This is a genomic window from Clostridium subterminale, assembly GCF_039521425.1.
Taxonomy (GTDB): Bacteria; Bacillota; Clostridia; order Clostridiales; family Clostridiaceae; genus Clostridium_J; species Clostridium_J subterminale.
Map to the genome: position 1 here is coordinate 1127943 of NZ_BAAACI010000001.1, position 14624 is coordinate 1142566.

Here is a 14624-nt window from a genome sequence, read left to right on the forward strand (position 1 = left end):
AACTTCACATGAAGTTAAGTTCATAATAGTTAGGAGTGATTTATTTGGGAAATAAATTTATACAACGTATTCTAGTATCACTAATGCTTATTCTAATGGGTGGTATTGAAATAATATTCAATACATCACTAGGATTCAATTTTGGATATTTAAATATATTTATAGGTGGAATACTTTTGATAATTTCTATGGTCTCTTATATTAAATATAGGAGTAATAAAAAAGAGATAGACAAGGAACTATCGAAAGACTATGACGAAAGAGATGATTTAATAGATGGGAAAGTTGCTAAGTCCACTTTAAGGATTTTAATATTTGTGATTTTAATTATTATGTTCCTTTCTAATTGGATTATGATTCAAACAAATGCTGCTTTGTTTACTATTTTGGTATCTCTTATGGTTACTGAATTTTTATCTAGAAAATATTATAACCATGCCATCTAATTAGGAGTGATTTAATGAAAAATCGAGTTAAAGAGTTACGCTTAGAGAGTGGATTAACACAACAAGAATTAGCTGATAGAGTATGTGTGTCTTCAAGAACAATTATTTCTTTGGAGAAACAAAAGTATAACCCATCTGTTCTACTTGCATATAAAATAGCTTCAGTTTTTGATTTATCAATTGAAGAAACTTTTATATTTGAAGATGGTGACAAGTAAAAATAAGAAATGGAGAGATGAAAATGATTAGAGTATTATTTATAATTTTTGGAGTATTACTAACACTTTGGGGAATACATAGAATGAGAACTGATGATGGACTCTTCGGAAAAAGCCAGAAAAGTAAAAATATCTTTAACCTAATATTAATGGGCCAAGCATCTGGAATAGGACAATTTTTAAGTGGAATTGCATGTATAATTATAGGGATATTATCTTTTGTAATTACGTAAGTAAAAAAGAGGACTTTAAAGCTTAAAGTCCTCTTTTTAAGAAAATTTTATAGCCTAGTCTATTGTTTATTTGTATAGTTCATCAATGTTATTTCACCTGTCCTTACTTATTTTGTAGTATTGCTACTCACTCTCTGGTTTCGTGATTAAATCTATTGCTTTTTCTATAACCTCATCCCTACCCTCTGCAATTCCTTTCACGGTTTGTTTTACAGTTATATCAGGTTTAAGACCTATTCTTTGTGTCTGACTTCCATCCATATATGTTATTCCTTGTCCTGATATACGTGTCTTTATACACCCTGGAAGTGTAATTTCCATAACATCGCCATTAGCTCCTGCTGAAGGAGTTCCTATTACCGTTGCATTTGGTGCATCCATAAAAGACATAGCCATTGTTTCCAAGTAGCTTTGCGTACATTCATTCATCAGTATGATTACCTTACCATTATATTGATATCTATTTTTTACTTTACCTGATAAGGTTCTAATAATGCCGTTATCAAATATTTTGCTAAATGTAATTGAATCACTAAATGTAATTGAATCAAAATCTTCGTCCAATTGTTCCTCTATGAATCCTTTCCCTGAACTTTTAATGGTTGATTTGATAAATTTCCCTGGTTCGAAACTATTACTTGAATAAAATTGTTCATATTCAGAAACTTTAGGTTTTATATATTCACCTATAGGATAATTAATAAGTTTCATATATCCACTCATTTTTGCATTATCGTATCGCAAATCAATAATCAACCCTTCTGTCCCTTGAAATTTTTTCATTAATTTATCTAAATCTCCACTTCCAAGTGTAGCTACATTAATAAAACCTATTTTCTTGTCTCCCATGAAGCCACTTTTCTCATATTGACCCAGTTTTTTTACATCATAATTGCTATTATAATAGCATGGAACATTCAATCTTAACTTTTCACCATTTCTTATTACCTCTATTTCAGCTATTTCTTTTGTAGAGCGCAAAAGATAATAGTCAAAAGCATTTGTAAAACGATTTTTATCTGATACTGATATATATTTGTTGCACTCCTCTATTATCTTTTCTATAGGAGTTCCATCCATAGCTACCACAATATCTCCTAGCTTTAAAGGTGACTTATCTTCCCTGCCATCAATGACAATCTGACCATCTATATTAACTATTGACGCTTTTGCTTTGTATGCTCCAAAGTGTTGTGGTAGCACCATAAAGTTATCATTAAAACCTCCATGAGAGTCATGAATATATGTGGTAAGATTTGCAATAGATAATACATATGATTCCTTATCACTTTGAAGTGCTAACTCAGGAATCTTGTCATAAAGTACTTGATCCCAATCTTCATCCATGAGATTTTTATATGGATAGAAATATTCTATAATATTCCAATAACGAAACAATCCAAGTAATCTCATTCCTGTGTCTTCATACTTAATAGAATTCTCCATAAGAGAATCTGAAGATACATCAACAATATGCCCTCCTTCAAAAACAGCATATCCATTATCATTATCAGTTACTTTTACTCTTGATAAATTTTCAAGATAGTTAGCAAGGTTATTTCCAAGAACTTGTTTATTCTTTGTCCATGAGAATTCTACATCTAAGTATGCCTTCTCTTCTATTTGATTATATAGAGCATCTTGTTCTTTACTAAGTGTATTAACCTCAAATGGAAACTGATTTAACCATGTAGCCATGATATCTCCAGCTTCTTCCGTGGTGGTTGCCTCAAGTACCTTTGGCATAACTCTAAATAATTCTGAATCCCAATTAATATTTCCCGCTGTAATGTCTGGATGACGATATTTAGTAAATCCCCAGACCTTTGCTAAAGTATGCAAATTCTTCTGTTGGACTTCACTTAAACTTACTATTCTAACTCCACTATCTGATGCAAACTCTGTATCTTGGCATCTTTTAAGATCCTTTTCTTCAGTTTTATCCGAATTGGTACAAGATGTAAATGTTAGAGCCATAACTATAAATATAAAACTAATTATTATTCTTTTACTAAATACATTCATTTTAACTTCTCTTTTTTTCATACTTTCCACCTACTTTTTTAGTATTGTCAAATTTTATTTTTAACTATAACCATGATATAATAAATCTTTCTCAATATCTTTTATCAAATTGAATGTCCAAAAATTATCAACCTTTGTTGATTTTTTTGTTTTATCTAAATTAACAATAGATTCATCTGAATCAGCAAAAATTCTCATGTAAATGTTTGCAAATAATCCATAAGGAGTTGTCTCAATTTCACAAAAATTTCAATATATCTCTTTACTTTCACCTATAGGTATAGCATATTTTTAGACTTGATTTTCATTACCTATTTTAATAATTGTATTAATGATTGTATCATATATGTTATTACTAAAAGAAGTAGTATCAACCTTAATTATGTTCCAATTAGCTTCAATAATATAAGAATCTTCAATAGGATCATAAATAGATTCATCGTAATTTTCAATTAGCATATTTTTATATTCAGAATAATTTGTTGGATAAATGTGACCTGGATGTCTTTCTCCAGATTCATCTCGTTTTATGGCTCTTTCAAACAAGATTTCTTTATCTGCATAGCACTTAATTAATATAAGTTTATAATTATATTTTTCACACATGTCTTTTAGATTTTCGTTTATAAAATTACTTTCAATTATAAAAGTTCTCCCAGTAGATAATAACTTTTCGGTAAAAAAGTATAATAGAGAATAGCTTGCACGGCCTAGTTTATAGCACCACTCTCGGTCACTCCACCCTAGGTCATCAAATAATAATTCTTTAATGTCATCTCTGCTGATAAGAGGTATATCTAATCTAGTAGAAATTTTTCTCCCCATTGTTGTCTTTCCAGCTCCACAGGGTCCATAAATCACTATAATAAATCTATCTTTCATCATGTATATCCTCCCTATTAATCTAAACTTTAACTTTATTGGATATATTACATCATTTTACACAATATTACAAGGGCTGTTGCACTTAGTGCAACAGCCCCACGAATTTAAATAGTTATTTTTAATATAATGATGACTGTAAACAGAGTTTTTTGCTTCAGATGGGGTTTTCACTCCCACTAAAGCTTACTAACAGAATTCTTAGTATCAGTATTTTTGATACTAAGAATTTGTTGTCCTTTAGAGGAAATCGTTATCCATGGGTGTAGCCGCTCTTTACTCCCACTTTGAAGAAGATGGGCGTATTAGAGCGAGTAGCCATCGAATAAATATATACACTTAATTTTTAAAAAATAATTTAATTTTAACTTTTAAAATTCCATTGTCTCCAGTAGATATTTCAAGTAGCATCACCTGGTGTAGTGGTAAGAAAAAGGGGACTAACTGTAGCAGTTGGTCCCCCTTTTTCACACTTCCAATTACTTTTATTTAGGCTATGTTTGGTATGATGTTTATAATGTATTATTTTTTTTAATTGCTTGTAAAAAAGCCCTCTTAATTTATATTTAAAAGATATCGTAAAGGAAATCTGATATAGATTATGCTGGTTATCACCAATTGTCTATTATTGTATTTGTACATTGATGGTAAGCTTCTCTTTCTTATAAACTTCATCATATGGTTATATAGCAATTGTTCATAAACTTTATTATTTATTTTTCAATTTCCTTCATCTTGTTTTAAAATTCCATATATTATACCTAAATTTATTACTGGATTATAAGATGAATAATTATGAGATTTCGCTTATTAAATATGAATGATTTAGATGTAATTCATAGACAATTCAAGGTGGTTTATTCTTAATATTACTATTAACATTAATAGTGTTACTTATAGAAAAAATCTCAAAAATAGTAGCCCCATGTCGCAATTGGTTGCTACTATTTTTTATAACTAAATTTTAGTGACACCAGTTGCCTAAGCAACTAGAATTATATACTATAGGGTGTTCGCAGCACCCTATTTTTATTTTCTTTAATTACTATTTATATTATATCAAAATTTTTCTAATTGTTTAGTATAGAATACAATCTTATTATTTATAACTCATCTGAACATCAGTTAAATCAAGGATTTCAAAGAAAGTCTACTTTATTTATGATACGGTTCTCTGTATCAATTATAAACGATATTTTTTTCATATAAAGTTAAATAAGAAGGCTTTTGCCAACTATCTTCTTATTTAATTCAGTCATATTTATTTATATTCATTTATATATTTTAAAACTTTATTACGGTATTCACACTTCTTCTTCTGCATCAAAAACAGCCCTAAGATAGTATTTTCTAAACCTGATAGGTGATGTTTAATTTCTATGTTGCCTAATCCATTGTGACCATGTAGTTTTAAAGTTGTCATTATTTTCAAAACAATACCTATAAAATCTTTTTATTAATTTAGCTCTTTTCTCGGAGCGATTCATTGGGAGCTGTTCCTCCCTAAGTAGGTTCTTTCCTCCTAGTAAGACCTGCCTATGCATTATATCTTGGAGACTGACATTTTTAGCGTTTTTCATCATATCATACATTACAATAAAAGTAGTTGTTCTTCCTACCCCAGCTTTGCAATGAAAATGTAGCCAGGTATTTGGAAGCAATGAATTAACGAATTCTATAAAATAATCAACCATGTCATTATTAGGGATTTCTTTATCTGTTACTGGTATACGCATATATGACATACGATGGCTTTGAACTAATTTTTTTTCATTTTCAATTTTTTTAGGTATTAATGTTTTATCACCAATATATATTGGTTTGTTTAATGAGATGCTTTGTAATCTTGTATTTTCATCATATAAAACTTCTTCTTTAGTCAAGCCTTTATTGGCCTTGTTATGGTCATCTACCCAACTTACCGCTACACCGTTGATAAATCCATGTGATTCTTGTCTTAAGTCAACTATAATTATTGGCATAGCATTGCCTATGGATTGTTTAGCTAATATAAGACCATTTTCTGAAAATTGTCCACTAGCAGATGCATTTAAATTAGCTAATCCATTTAAGTTTATAAATCTATAATCTTTAAGATTAGATAAGTCAGTAGTTTTGCGAAAGTGTCTAGGTAGCCTTTTTACATTATCAGCATTTATAGAAAGGCGTAAATTATTATTTCGAGGTTCATAATAAGGTTCTTGTATCATTCCATCATTCATATGCCATCCATATTCATATAAAGATGGATGCCTATAAGTAGGTGCTTTATATTGGCAATAGTATAAATAATAAGGATAGGGACATTTATGGCAATAAGAATACCATAAATGATGGTCATATCTAAAACGATCTTCAATTGAATCGTAATTTGTAAAGTGATCTAAAGCTATTTCATTTTGTTTCATATATAATTCTCCATAATAATTTTCCACATTATATTATATGGTATTAACTCACATTGTGCTTAACTATTTCTACCAGTCTTATGGTTTTATTATGGAATTAATATTTTTTACTATTTAATATATAGATATTCAACACCAAAATTAAACATTAAGAAATAAACAGCTTCATCAAAAAACCACATTTACTTAATCCACTATTATATATATTAAATCTTCTACGCCTTAGTTTTCTTTAATACATCTAGAAAAAATGTGTGAGTAACATTTATTTATTTTTCGTTACCTGCCTTTTTAAATACTCAATCTCTTTATCCTTAAGCGCTATTATCTTTTCATACTTTTGTTCCATTTCCATCAAGTTTTTGCTTAGCATATTTATAAAGGATGCCATCTCATCGGAACTTCCTGCTATACGGTTAAATAACAAAAGGTTTGATGATAAAACCTCTGGAATCTCTTTGTGAGAATATCTAAGTTGATGGTCAATCTCTCCATAGCCTTCTTCAAATATAGTTCTTACTTGAATTTCTGCTATGACCTTTTGATTAGTTGGAAAAAATTCTATAAGATAATGGACAGAACGGTATCCTGATTTTCTAGAATTAATTTGTATATTTAACTCTTCAAATCTTTTTGTATCATCGCCTTCTCGAACATTAGCAGTTATCTCAACAACCTTCCAAGTACATAGAATAAAATTATGTATATCTTCCCAATCATCCTTGAAAATATGTATGGCTCGAATACCTATCAAATCATTTATTTCTTCTTTATAGTTAGAAACGGAAAATTGAAAATTCTCTCCATACTTTGATTTTCTATCGGTTGTCTTTCTAATAATCTTTTCAATAAGCCTTTCAGAGTCCTTTACTCTAGATTTTACCGTATGTATTTTCTTATGTGCCCTAAGAGTATTTGCTATAAATTCTGCTTGTGTCTCATAAGTCTCTTTATAAATATTGAAATCCTTATATATTTCTTCTAGAGTGTCCCAAACTATTCCACTCTTTATAATCTCCTCTTCCTTAAGATGATATTTACTTAAAAAAGTTTCTTTATCTAAAACCATAAACTTTGCCACCTCTAGTTTTACTTATTTTGTCCATAGTAAATATATTTTAAACTTATGCATCTTCAAAAAATAAATAAGTCAGAATGCTCGTCTATTTTGTGTTATCTGATGACTACCCGCTCTAATACTCCCATCTTCTTCAAAGTGGGAGTAAAGAGCGGCTACGACCCTAGATAACGATTTCTAAGCTTCAGTAGGAGTAAAAACCTCCCTCTGAAGCAAAGAACTCTGTTTATACTGCGTCAACAGAACCCTTAGATAGTGCTACTATCTGCGGAACCTTGTTTCCTTGCCTAACTCAAAATATACTTCTCACCTTTGACTTGTTATTTATTTTCAGATACCTTATTGTAACGCAAAATTATAAAAGATATCAATTAATTACTAAAAATTTTACTCCTGCACACTATATGCAAGCTTAAAGAATATAGGTTAATTTTTTCCACAACATCTTGTTCTAATATATTAATTTGATTCATATGATTTAATGAATCAAAGGTCTAATAATTATTATATATCTAATATACTCGTTATGATTTTCAATTTTTATTGCATATTTATAGAATTATTACATCAACGTGTAATTATCTATTGTAGCCAAAGGTCACAAGACCTATTTTTTATTAAATGGAGGTTGTATAATTACAAAATAAATAAGCCTACAAATGAGCCTATAAAGAGTTATGTTACTGGTACATCTGAAAGACTAGAATTAAAAACCGCGTTAGACAAGCTATACAATACCCAAACAGATATTTCTTTAATTATAGATGGAAAGGAAGTTTTCACAAATATCACTGAAGAGTTTATTATTCCTCATGAAAAAGGTCATGTGCTAGCTCGTTATCACAAAGCTACAGAAATGGAAAAAACCTTAGACCTTTGTGATACAACATCTGTCTATGGACTTACAGGGGCTATCTTCTCTAATAATCGCTATAATATAGAACACATGCTTTACAAACTAAGAAACTCTGCGGGTAACTTCTATATCAATGATAAACCAACTAGAGCTGTTGTTGGTCAGCAACCATTTGGTGGTGCTAGAGCATCTGGAACTAATGATAAAGCTGGTAGTCATCTTAACCTGCTTAGATGGGTATCACCTAGAACTATAAAGGAAACTCTATGTCAACCTACTAACTTCGAATCTCCATATATGTCAGATACACAACCTGAAAAATCTAAACCAGAAGATGAATCTTACTTTGGTCTTGATTTTATAAGCATATAAGGTATTTGAAAATAATTAATAAAAGAGTGGCTATGCATATTGATTTATATACTATGCATAGCCACTCTTTTAAATTGCTTCTATACTTGATTTGTCTACAAATCTATCAATAACAAAAAAGTTAATATTTAATTGGCCACTTCAAACTGACTGTAATAAAGAGAAGCATAGAACCCATTTTGTGCTAGAAGATTCTCATGATTTCCTCTCTCCACAATATCTCCATCCTTTACAACCAAAATCATATCTGCATTTTGGATAGTTGACAATCTGTGAGCTATGACAAAGCTTGTTTTATCCTTCATAAGCTTTGTTAAAGCTTTTTGAAGTTCTACTTCTGTTCTTGTATCTACGCTGGAAGTTGCTTCATCCAATATCATAATTGTAGGATTAGTCATCATGGCACGAGCAATAGTTAAAAGTTGCATCTGTCCTTGAGATACATTAGATGTCTCACTAGAGATTATAGTATCATATCCTTGTGGAAGTGTACGAATAAAATGGTCGCAGCAGGCTGCTTTGGCAGCAGCTACACTCTCCTCTCGTGTAGCATCCATCTTACCATAAGCAATATTCTCAGCTATTGTGCCTTCAAATAGCCATGTGTCTTGAAGTACCATACCAATTTGTCGACGCAATGTACTACGAGAAATCTCAGTAATATTAACCCCATCAATGGATATTAAGCCACCATTCAACTCATAAAAACGCATGATCAGGTTAATTAATGTAGTTTTTCCTCCACCTGTTGGACCAACAATGGCTACCATTTCATTAGGCTTTACTTCCAAATTCAAGTTCTTTATTAAAGTTCTCTCTGGTGTGTATCCAAACTTTACATTCTCAAAAGTCACTCTGCCATTAGATATTGGGAATGTACTAGATGCGTTGTCTGTAATCTCTTCCTCTTCATCTAATAGTTCAAAAACTCTCTCAGCTCCGGCTATAGCAGACTGTAGAGACATAATAACATAAGCAGCCTGAGTAACAGGCTCAGAAACTTGATTTACATATTGTAAAAATGCCTGAATCCCACCTAAGGAAATCTGTCCACTAAGTGTCATGATTCCTCCTACAATAGCTGTTGCAACGAAACCTAATTGATTCAAAAGCCTTATGGTTGGATATATAGCAAAATCAACGAACTGTGCCTTTCTATTTGCTTCAAACTGCTTGTGATTTAACTGAGAAATCTCTTCAATAACATCAGATTGTTGATTAAATACCTTGATAATGCGATTACCTGAATATACTTCTTCAATTTTTCCGCTTAAGGCACCCATGGCATCAAAATTCTCTGCATAATAACGCTGACTCAATTGGGATACAAAATTTGTTGCAATAGCACTGATACTAACAAATATAAGAACCAAAAGAGCTAACTTTGGATTTAAGATAACCATGGCAATAATGGTGAGTATAATTGTAAAGCAAGAAGATATAAACTGCATGAAGCCCACCTGCATCACCATGGATACTTTTTCAAGATCATTTGTTACTCTACTCATAACATCTCCTGTTTTATGTGAATCAAAGTAACGTAATGGTAGTTTATTGATTTTCTCGCTGATATCCTGGCGCAGAGATAAGGTTAAGTTTTCACCGATGCTAGCTATGATGTACTGCTGCATATAAGAAAGTAAACTGCTAGCAATGGAAGCTAATATTAAAAGTAAAACTGGTATAGCTAGTGCATTTGTCACCGCAGATAGAACACTTACAGAACCATCAAAGCTACGGATTACATTTACTAGATTATCAATGGCTACTCCAACCATAAGGGGCATAGCTGCATAGGCTGAACTGCTGATTAATGCTGATACTCCAACAATCATTAACTTTTTCTTCTGTGGTGCCAAGTGGCTCATTAATCTCTTAATAGTCTTTTTTGTATTTTGAGGGATATCCTCACTGAATGACAATGTGTCACTGTTTTTTTTCTTATCCTTCTTCATGAAATCAAGCCTCCTTTAGATTCATCTGACTTTTAGCAATTGCCCGATATACAGAACAGTTTTTCATTAGAGTATCATGTTTTCCAATTCCCACTAGTTTTCCCTCATCCAGTACAAGGATTTGGTCTGCATCCATAATGGTGCTTACCCTCTGGGCAATTATAATCTTAACTGCGTCAGTCATATTTTCTTTCAGTGATTTGCGCAGTGCAGCATCGGTTTTTAAGTCTAGAGCAGAAAAGCTATCGTCAAAAATATATACTGGAACCTTTTTTATAAGAGCCCTTGCAATGGCCAAACGCTGTTTCTGTCCACCTGAAAAGTTAGAGCCACCTTGGGCAACTGGAGAGCCTAATCCAAGAGGTAATTTCTCTACAAAAGAATCTGCTTGAGAAATACTTAATGCCCTTATCATATCTTCCTTAGTTGCAGCTTTATAACCCATTCTAAGGTTGTCCTCGATTGTCCCACTGAATAAGAAAGCCTTCTGAGGAACAGAACCAATACTGTCCCTTAATTCTTGTTGCGATAAGTTTCGTATATCCAAACCCTTGAGCCTAATCTCACCCTCATCTATGTCATGTAGTCGAAGAATAAGATTAGCGATAGTACTCTTACCAGAACCGGTACTTCCAATGATGGCCGTGGTCTGTCCTACGTTGCAACAGAATGATAGTTTTTTTATAACAGGCTCCTCTGCTCCATGATAAAAGAAGGATACATTTTCAAATTCCACCACCGGTGCATTTCCTCTTACGCCTCCTAAATTTTTGTTTAAATCCTGAATTTCTGGATTAATATCTAATACCTCTTCAATACGATTTAGACATGAGTACATTTTAGGAAGGGTAACACTTGTTGTTGTAGCCATGATTAGATAGCTCAATGTAATAATAGAGTATTCCGTAACTGCAGTGATTTGTCCGATTTCCATAGCACCTTTCATAGAAAGTAGTCCTCCTAACCAAACTATGATCGCCACGGACAAACCAATAATTAGCCATATGATAGGATTCAACACAGCAAATAGCTTGTTTAGTTTTATCATATCTGTAGCATAATTCTCAAAGGCTTTACCAGCTCTACCTTCCTCGTATTTCTCATTTCCAAAAGCACGTATAACACGGATTCCAGTGATAGACTCTCTTATTACTTGGTTAATACGATCTAATTTAGCTTGAACCCTCTGAGAAATATAATTTGATTTCTTAAGGACCACTCCAGCAAAAACCATAAATATCACCACACTGAAAATCAGTATGAATGCTAGAGCCAAACTAGTATCTGCTGTCATAACAATAGATGCCCCAATAATAAGGGGAGCTGGAACAATCAATTGCAAGACCAAGCCAAAAGTCATTTGTAGATTAGAAATATCCGCAGTTGTACGTGTAATCATAGAAGAAACACCAATGGTGTCAAATTCATGGATAGATAATTCTTGGCTCTTACGAAAAATTTTATCTCTCATGTCATAGCCAAAAACTGCAGCTAAATCAGCAGAATGGTAGCTTCCCAAAACAGCTGCCACCGTTGTCACTAGTACAACTACTAGCATTTGAACTCCTATACGAAGAATCTCCGTCATATCTCCTTTTAAAATTCCATTGTCTACAATACCCGCAATTAGAAATGGAATCAGTAATGTTCCGACTACCTGTCCTAAAAGCATAATTAACGTTATTGCTACTTTTCCTTTTCTCTCTTTTAAGAACAGTTTTAAATATTTCATAATGTACCTCCGTTATGTAAATTAGTTTGCAGAAATTCCTGTTCAGTGGTATTATAAACCTTAAAGTGACTTTAAGGTCAATAGTTTATTAAAAATTTGGGGGTCCTTATGAAGTATAAATCTTATATGACAATCAGTGAATTTTCCCGTATCACTGGTATTAAAAGTGAGAATCTAAGATATTATGATCAAATTGGGTTACTGTCTCCAGAATGTCGTGGTGAAAACGGTTATCGATATTATACTCGAAGGCAGCTTAATACCTCATATTTAATAGTTTCTCTCAGGGAACTTGGTATTGGTATAGAAGAAATCAAGAAGTATGTAGATAGACGTACTCCTGAGCAGATGTTTTCTTTGTTTAAATCACAGAAAAAACATATATTAAAGGAAATGAAAAAACTTCAGCGCATGCTTGAGGTTATGAACTTATACATGGATATGGCAGAGGATGCTCTTAAATATGAGGAGAACAGCATAAATATAGAATATAAAAAGAAAGAGCCCATTTTTTTAGGACCAATACTTTCTACTGATGATCTAGATGCTTCTTTCATTTCATTTTATGATTTTGCTGCTGAAAATGGAATTGATTTAGGATATCCCCTTGGCACTATTATATATAAAGAAAATATTCAATCTGGAGAGCCTCTATTACTTTCACAATGTTATTTTAAAGTAGAAAACGACCCAAATGCATATAAGCCAGAAGGCAAATATGCAGTGATCTATGGCAGATGTGCTTATGGAGAAGCAGATAGGTTCTATCAAAAGCTATTTACATTTATAGAAGAAAATAAACTACGCATTTGTGGTCATGCCTATGAGGAATATCCTCTAAATGAACTTTCCACTGAGGATGAACAACAATACTGTGTAAAGATAGAAATTATGGTGGATGATATTTGATTTCTTCTTCAATGCTCCTTACCAGATTCCTAACTTCCACACTTCCGGTATTCCACCCCATTTAAACCATTGACATAGCTAAGATTATGGCGCCTAGATGGAAAGTACACTTTTATAAACAGGGTTCTTTGCTTTAGAAGGTGTTTTTACTCCCACTGAAGCTTACTAACAGACTTCTAAGTATCAGTATTTTTAATACGTAGAAGTCATTGTCCTTTATGGGAAATCTTTATTCATGGACGTAGTCGCTCTTTACTCCTGATTTGAAGAAGATAGGATTATTAGAGCGGGTAGTCATCAGATAAATTCAGTTTGTTAATAATCTTCTTTAAATGTAAATCAAGGGAACCTTTTATAACGAGTTCCTTAAAATATATGAAGGAGGAAGTAACTCCTGCAATGCTACTTGGGATAGCAGATAAACCATTTACTTTGGAAAATATAATTTATTTTATGTAGAAGAAAGTGCGAAATACCAAGTTCCTCACACTTTTATGATTAGGTCAAAACATTAGAAGATATAGCATTATATTCATATAAAATATGAAGTGTCGCAGATTGCATTTTACAAATGGCATTCTTATACTTCCTAGCTTATAGTATAAATTCTTTCATTTTACTTTTATAAAGCTCTACTGTTTCACGATAATCCATAATAATTCCTTCCTCTCTGACAAAATTTCCATAGCCTCTCGGCTCGCCTTTTAATCGAGGGAAAAGTTGAAAATGTAAATGATTCCTTTTGCCGTCACATATTGTACACATATATACTTTTTCTGCACCAATAATTTCTTTATGAAGTTTAATTATTTCACTTGATATTTTTAATATATATGTTCCTAATTCAAGAGGCATTTCAGAAATGTCTTCATAATGTTCCTTTGATACAATGATTGTCTGCCCAGTTGCTCTTGGATATTTTTCAAATTGACACGTCCTCGTAAAAAATTAAACCCTCGTTAGGGAATATATCTCCTGTATTAAAGTTATAACATCCGAAGCATATGCCTTTTTCTTGAAATTCTTTTATCTTTTCAAATCTTTGATTTAGTGCTTTTTCTTCGTTTTCTGACAATTGTTTAACGTACAATTTAACCCCATCCTTTTCACATCATTAATAAATATATATTACTATCATAAACCCAATGTTATATTCTTTAAACTCATAAATTTGGTATTTGAACATAATATATAATAAGATAATATCACCTAGTGGAAATTTTAAAAAAGTGGATCAACTATAAAAGTTGGTCCACTTTTTCTCATACTTACAATTTATATTTGTTAACTGTGATTATATTGTAGAATTTAAATACTCTCTTTATTTTCATTGTGCAATATCTTTTTCTTCAGCTAAACCAATTCTCCATTGTCCCGCTTTACTCCTTGCAGAGTAATATAGCAAATATCTATTTTTCAATCTTACTAAACTTGATTTATATAGAGTACCGTTATCAAAAGACTCTTCACCTTCTGAAGGATTGAATAAATTTTTCATTGGTAAAAAATT

14 protein-coding genes and 1 pseudogene are annotated in these 14624 nt (G+C 31.7%); 5 read left to right on the forward strand and 10 right to left on the reverse strand.

What is annotated here, in order from left to right:
* Nucleotides 1-44: 44 nt before the first annotated feature.
* Genes ABDZ93_RS05730 through ABDZ93_RS05740 form a run of 3 tightly spaced genes read left to right on the forward strand, consistent with a single transcriptional unit; the run spans nt 45 to nt 897 of the window.
* Complete coding sequence (locus tag ABDZ93_RS05730) at nt 45-446, forward strand: DUF2178 domain-containing protein (protein WP_343824454.1); 402 nt, start codon at nt 45-47, stop codon at nt 444-446.
* Between the two features lie 14 nt (nt 447-460).
* Nucleotides 461-664: a helix-turn-helix transcriptional regulator gene (locus tag ABDZ93_RS05735; protein ID WP_343824456.1), complete on the forward strand. Its 204-nt coding sequence runs from the start codon at nt 461-463 to the stop codon at nt 662-664.
* Between the two features lie 23 nt (nt 665-687).
* Complete coding sequence (locus ABDZ93_RS05740; protein WP_343824459.1) at nt 688-897, forward strand: hypothetical protein; 210 nt, start codon at nt 688-690, stop codon at nt 895-897.
* A gap of 123 nt (nt 898-1020) precedes the next feature.
* Here the strand turns inward: ABDZ93_RS05740 and ABDZ93_RS05745 are convergent, their stop codons facing one another.
* The 5 genes from ABDZ93_RS05745 to ABDZ93_RS05765 form a co-directional block, all read right to left on the reverse strand.
* Nucleotides 1021-2943 (reverse strand): S41 family peptidase, encoded by a 1923-nt coding sequence (locus tag ABDZ93_RS05745; RefSeq protein ID WP_343824461.1) that lies wholly within the window; start codon nt 2941-2943, stop codon nt 1021-1023.
* 39 nt (nt 2944-2982) lie between these two features.
* Complete coding sequence (locus tag ABDZ93_RS05750; protein WP_343824463.1) at nt 2983-3120, reverse strand: hypothetical protein; 138 nt, start codon at nt 3118-3120, stop codon at nt 2983-2985.
* Nucleotides 3121-3213: 93 nt separating this feature from the next.
* Entirely contained in the window at nt 3214-3804 is a 591-nt protein-coding gene (locus ABDZ93_RS05755) for a P-loop nucleotide/nucleoside kinase family protein (protein WP_343824465.1), read from the reverse strand.
* A gap of 1370 nt (nt 3805-5174) precedes the next feature.
* Nucleotides 5175-6212 (reverse strand): phosphatase domain-containing putative toxin, encoded by a 1038-nt coding sequence (locus ABDZ93_RS05760; RefSeq protein ID WP_343824467.1) that lies wholly within the window; start codon nt 6210-6212, stop codon nt 5175-5177.
* Nucleotides 6213-6477: 265 nt separating this feature from the next.
* Complete coding sequence (locus ABDZ93_RS05765) at nt 6478-7281, reverse strand: RelA/SpoT domain-containing protein (RefSeq protein ID WP_343824469.1); 804 nt, start codon at nt 7279-7281, stop codon at nt 6478-6480.
* Nucleotides 7282-7918: 637 nt separating this feature from the next.
* On the opposite strand from ABDZ93_RS05765, the gene ABDZ93_RS05770 reads away from it, so the two are divergent.
* Complete coding sequence (locus ABDZ93_RS05770) at nt 7919-8518, forward strand: aldehyde dehydrogenase family protein (protein ID WP_343824470.1); 600 nt, start codon at nt 7919-7921, stop codon at nt 8516-8518.
* A 128-nt stretch (nt 8519-8646) separates the two neighbouring features.
* Here the strand turns inward: ABDZ93_RS05770 and ABDZ93_RS05775 are convergent, their stop codons facing one another.
* Together ABDZ93_RS05775 and ABDZ93_RS05780 are read right to left on the reverse strand one after the other, a co-directional pair.
* On the reverse strand, nt 8647-10473 hold the full coding sequence (locus ABDZ93_RS05775) for an ABC transporter ATP-binding protein (protein WP_343824472.1): 1827 nt from the start codon (nt 10471-10473) through the stop codon (nt 8647-8649).
* A gap of 4 nt (nt 10474-10477) precedes the next feature.
* Complete coding sequence (locus tag ABDZ93_RS05780) at nt 10478-12205, reverse strand: ABC transporter ATP-binding protein (protein ID WP_343824474.1); 1728 nt, start codon at nt 12203-12205, stop codon at nt 10478-10480.
* A 108-nt stretch (nt 12206-12313) separates the two neighbouring features.
* Here ABDZ93_RS05780 and ABDZ93_RS05785 point away from each other — a divergent pair, with 108 nt between their 5' ends.
* On the forward strand, nt 12314-13114 hold the full coding sequence (locus tag ABDZ93_RS05785; protein WP_343824476.1) for a MerR family transcriptional regulator: 801 nt from the start codon (nt 12314-12316) through the stop codon (nt 13112-13114).
* 594 nt (nt 13115-13708) lie between these two features.
* Here ABDZ93_RS05785 and ABDZ93_RS05790 read toward each other — a convergent pair.
* From ABDZ93_RS05790 to ABDZ93_RS05800, 3 genes and pseudogenes are all read right to left on the reverse strand, one after another.
* Nucleotides 13709-13969 (reverse strand): hypothetical protein, encoded by a 261-nt coding sequence (locus tag ABDZ93_RS05790; protein WP_343824478.1) that lies wholly within the window; start codon nt 13967-13969, stop codon nt 13709-13711.
* Between the two features lie 67 nt (nt 13970-14036).
* A complete protein-coding gene (locus ABDZ93_RS05795) occupies nt 14037-14189 on the reverse strand; it encodes a hypothetical protein (protein WP_343824480.1) in 153 nt (50 codons plus the stop codon).
* Nucleotides 14190-14441: 252 nt separating this feature from the next.
* Nucleotides 14442-14624, reverse strand: a pseudogene (locus ABDZ93_RS05800) (glycoside hydrolase family protein); the annotation flags it as partial.

Bases quoted from the DNA above. Each gene is read 5' to 3' on its own strand.
- ABDZ93_RS05735 (WP_343824456.1), top strand. From the start codon at position 461: ATGAAAAATCGAGTTAAAGAGTTACGCTTAGAGAGTGGATTAACACAA.
- ABDZ93_RS05740 (WP_343824459.1), top strand. From the start codon at position 688: ATGATTAGAGTATTATTTATAATTTTTGGAGTATTACTAACACTTTGG.
- ABDZ93_RS05745 (WP_343824461.1), bottom strand. From the start codon at position 2,943: ATGAAAAAAAGAGAAGTTAAAATGAATGTATTTAGTAAAAGAATAATA.
- ABDZ93_RS05750 (WP_343824463.1), bottom strand. From the start codon at position 3,120: ATGAGAATTTTTGCTGATTCAGATGAATCTATTGTTAATTTAGATAAA.
- ABDZ93_RS05755 (WP_343824465.1), bottom strand. From the start codon at position 3,804: ATGAAAGATAGATTTATTATAGTGATTTATGGACCCTGTGGAGCTGGA.
- ABDZ93_RS05760 (WP_343824467.1), bottom strand. From the start codon at position 6,212: ATGAAACAAAATGAAATAGCTTTAGATCACTTTACAAATTACGATTCA.
- ABDZ93_RS05765 (WP_343824469.1), bottom strand. From the start codon at position 7,281: ATGGTTTTAGATAAAGAAACTTTTTTAAGTAAATATCATCTTAAGGAA.
- ABDZ93_RS05775 (WP_343824472.1), bottom strand. From the start codon at position 10,473: ATGAAGAAGGATAAGAAAAAAAACAGTGACACATTGTCATTCAGTGAG.
- ABDZ93_RS05780 (WP_343824474.1), bottom strand. From the start codon at position 12,205: ATGAAATATTTAAAACTGTTCTTAAAAGAGAGAAAAGGAAAAGTAGCA.
- ABDZ93_RS05785 (WP_343824476.1), top strand. From the start codon at position 12,314: ATGAAGTATAAATCTTATATGACAATCAGTGAATTTTCCCGTATCACT.
- ABDZ93_RS05790 (WP_343824478.1), bottom strand. From the start codon at position 13,969: ATGCCTCTTGAATTAGGAACATATATATTAAAAATATCAAGTGAAATA.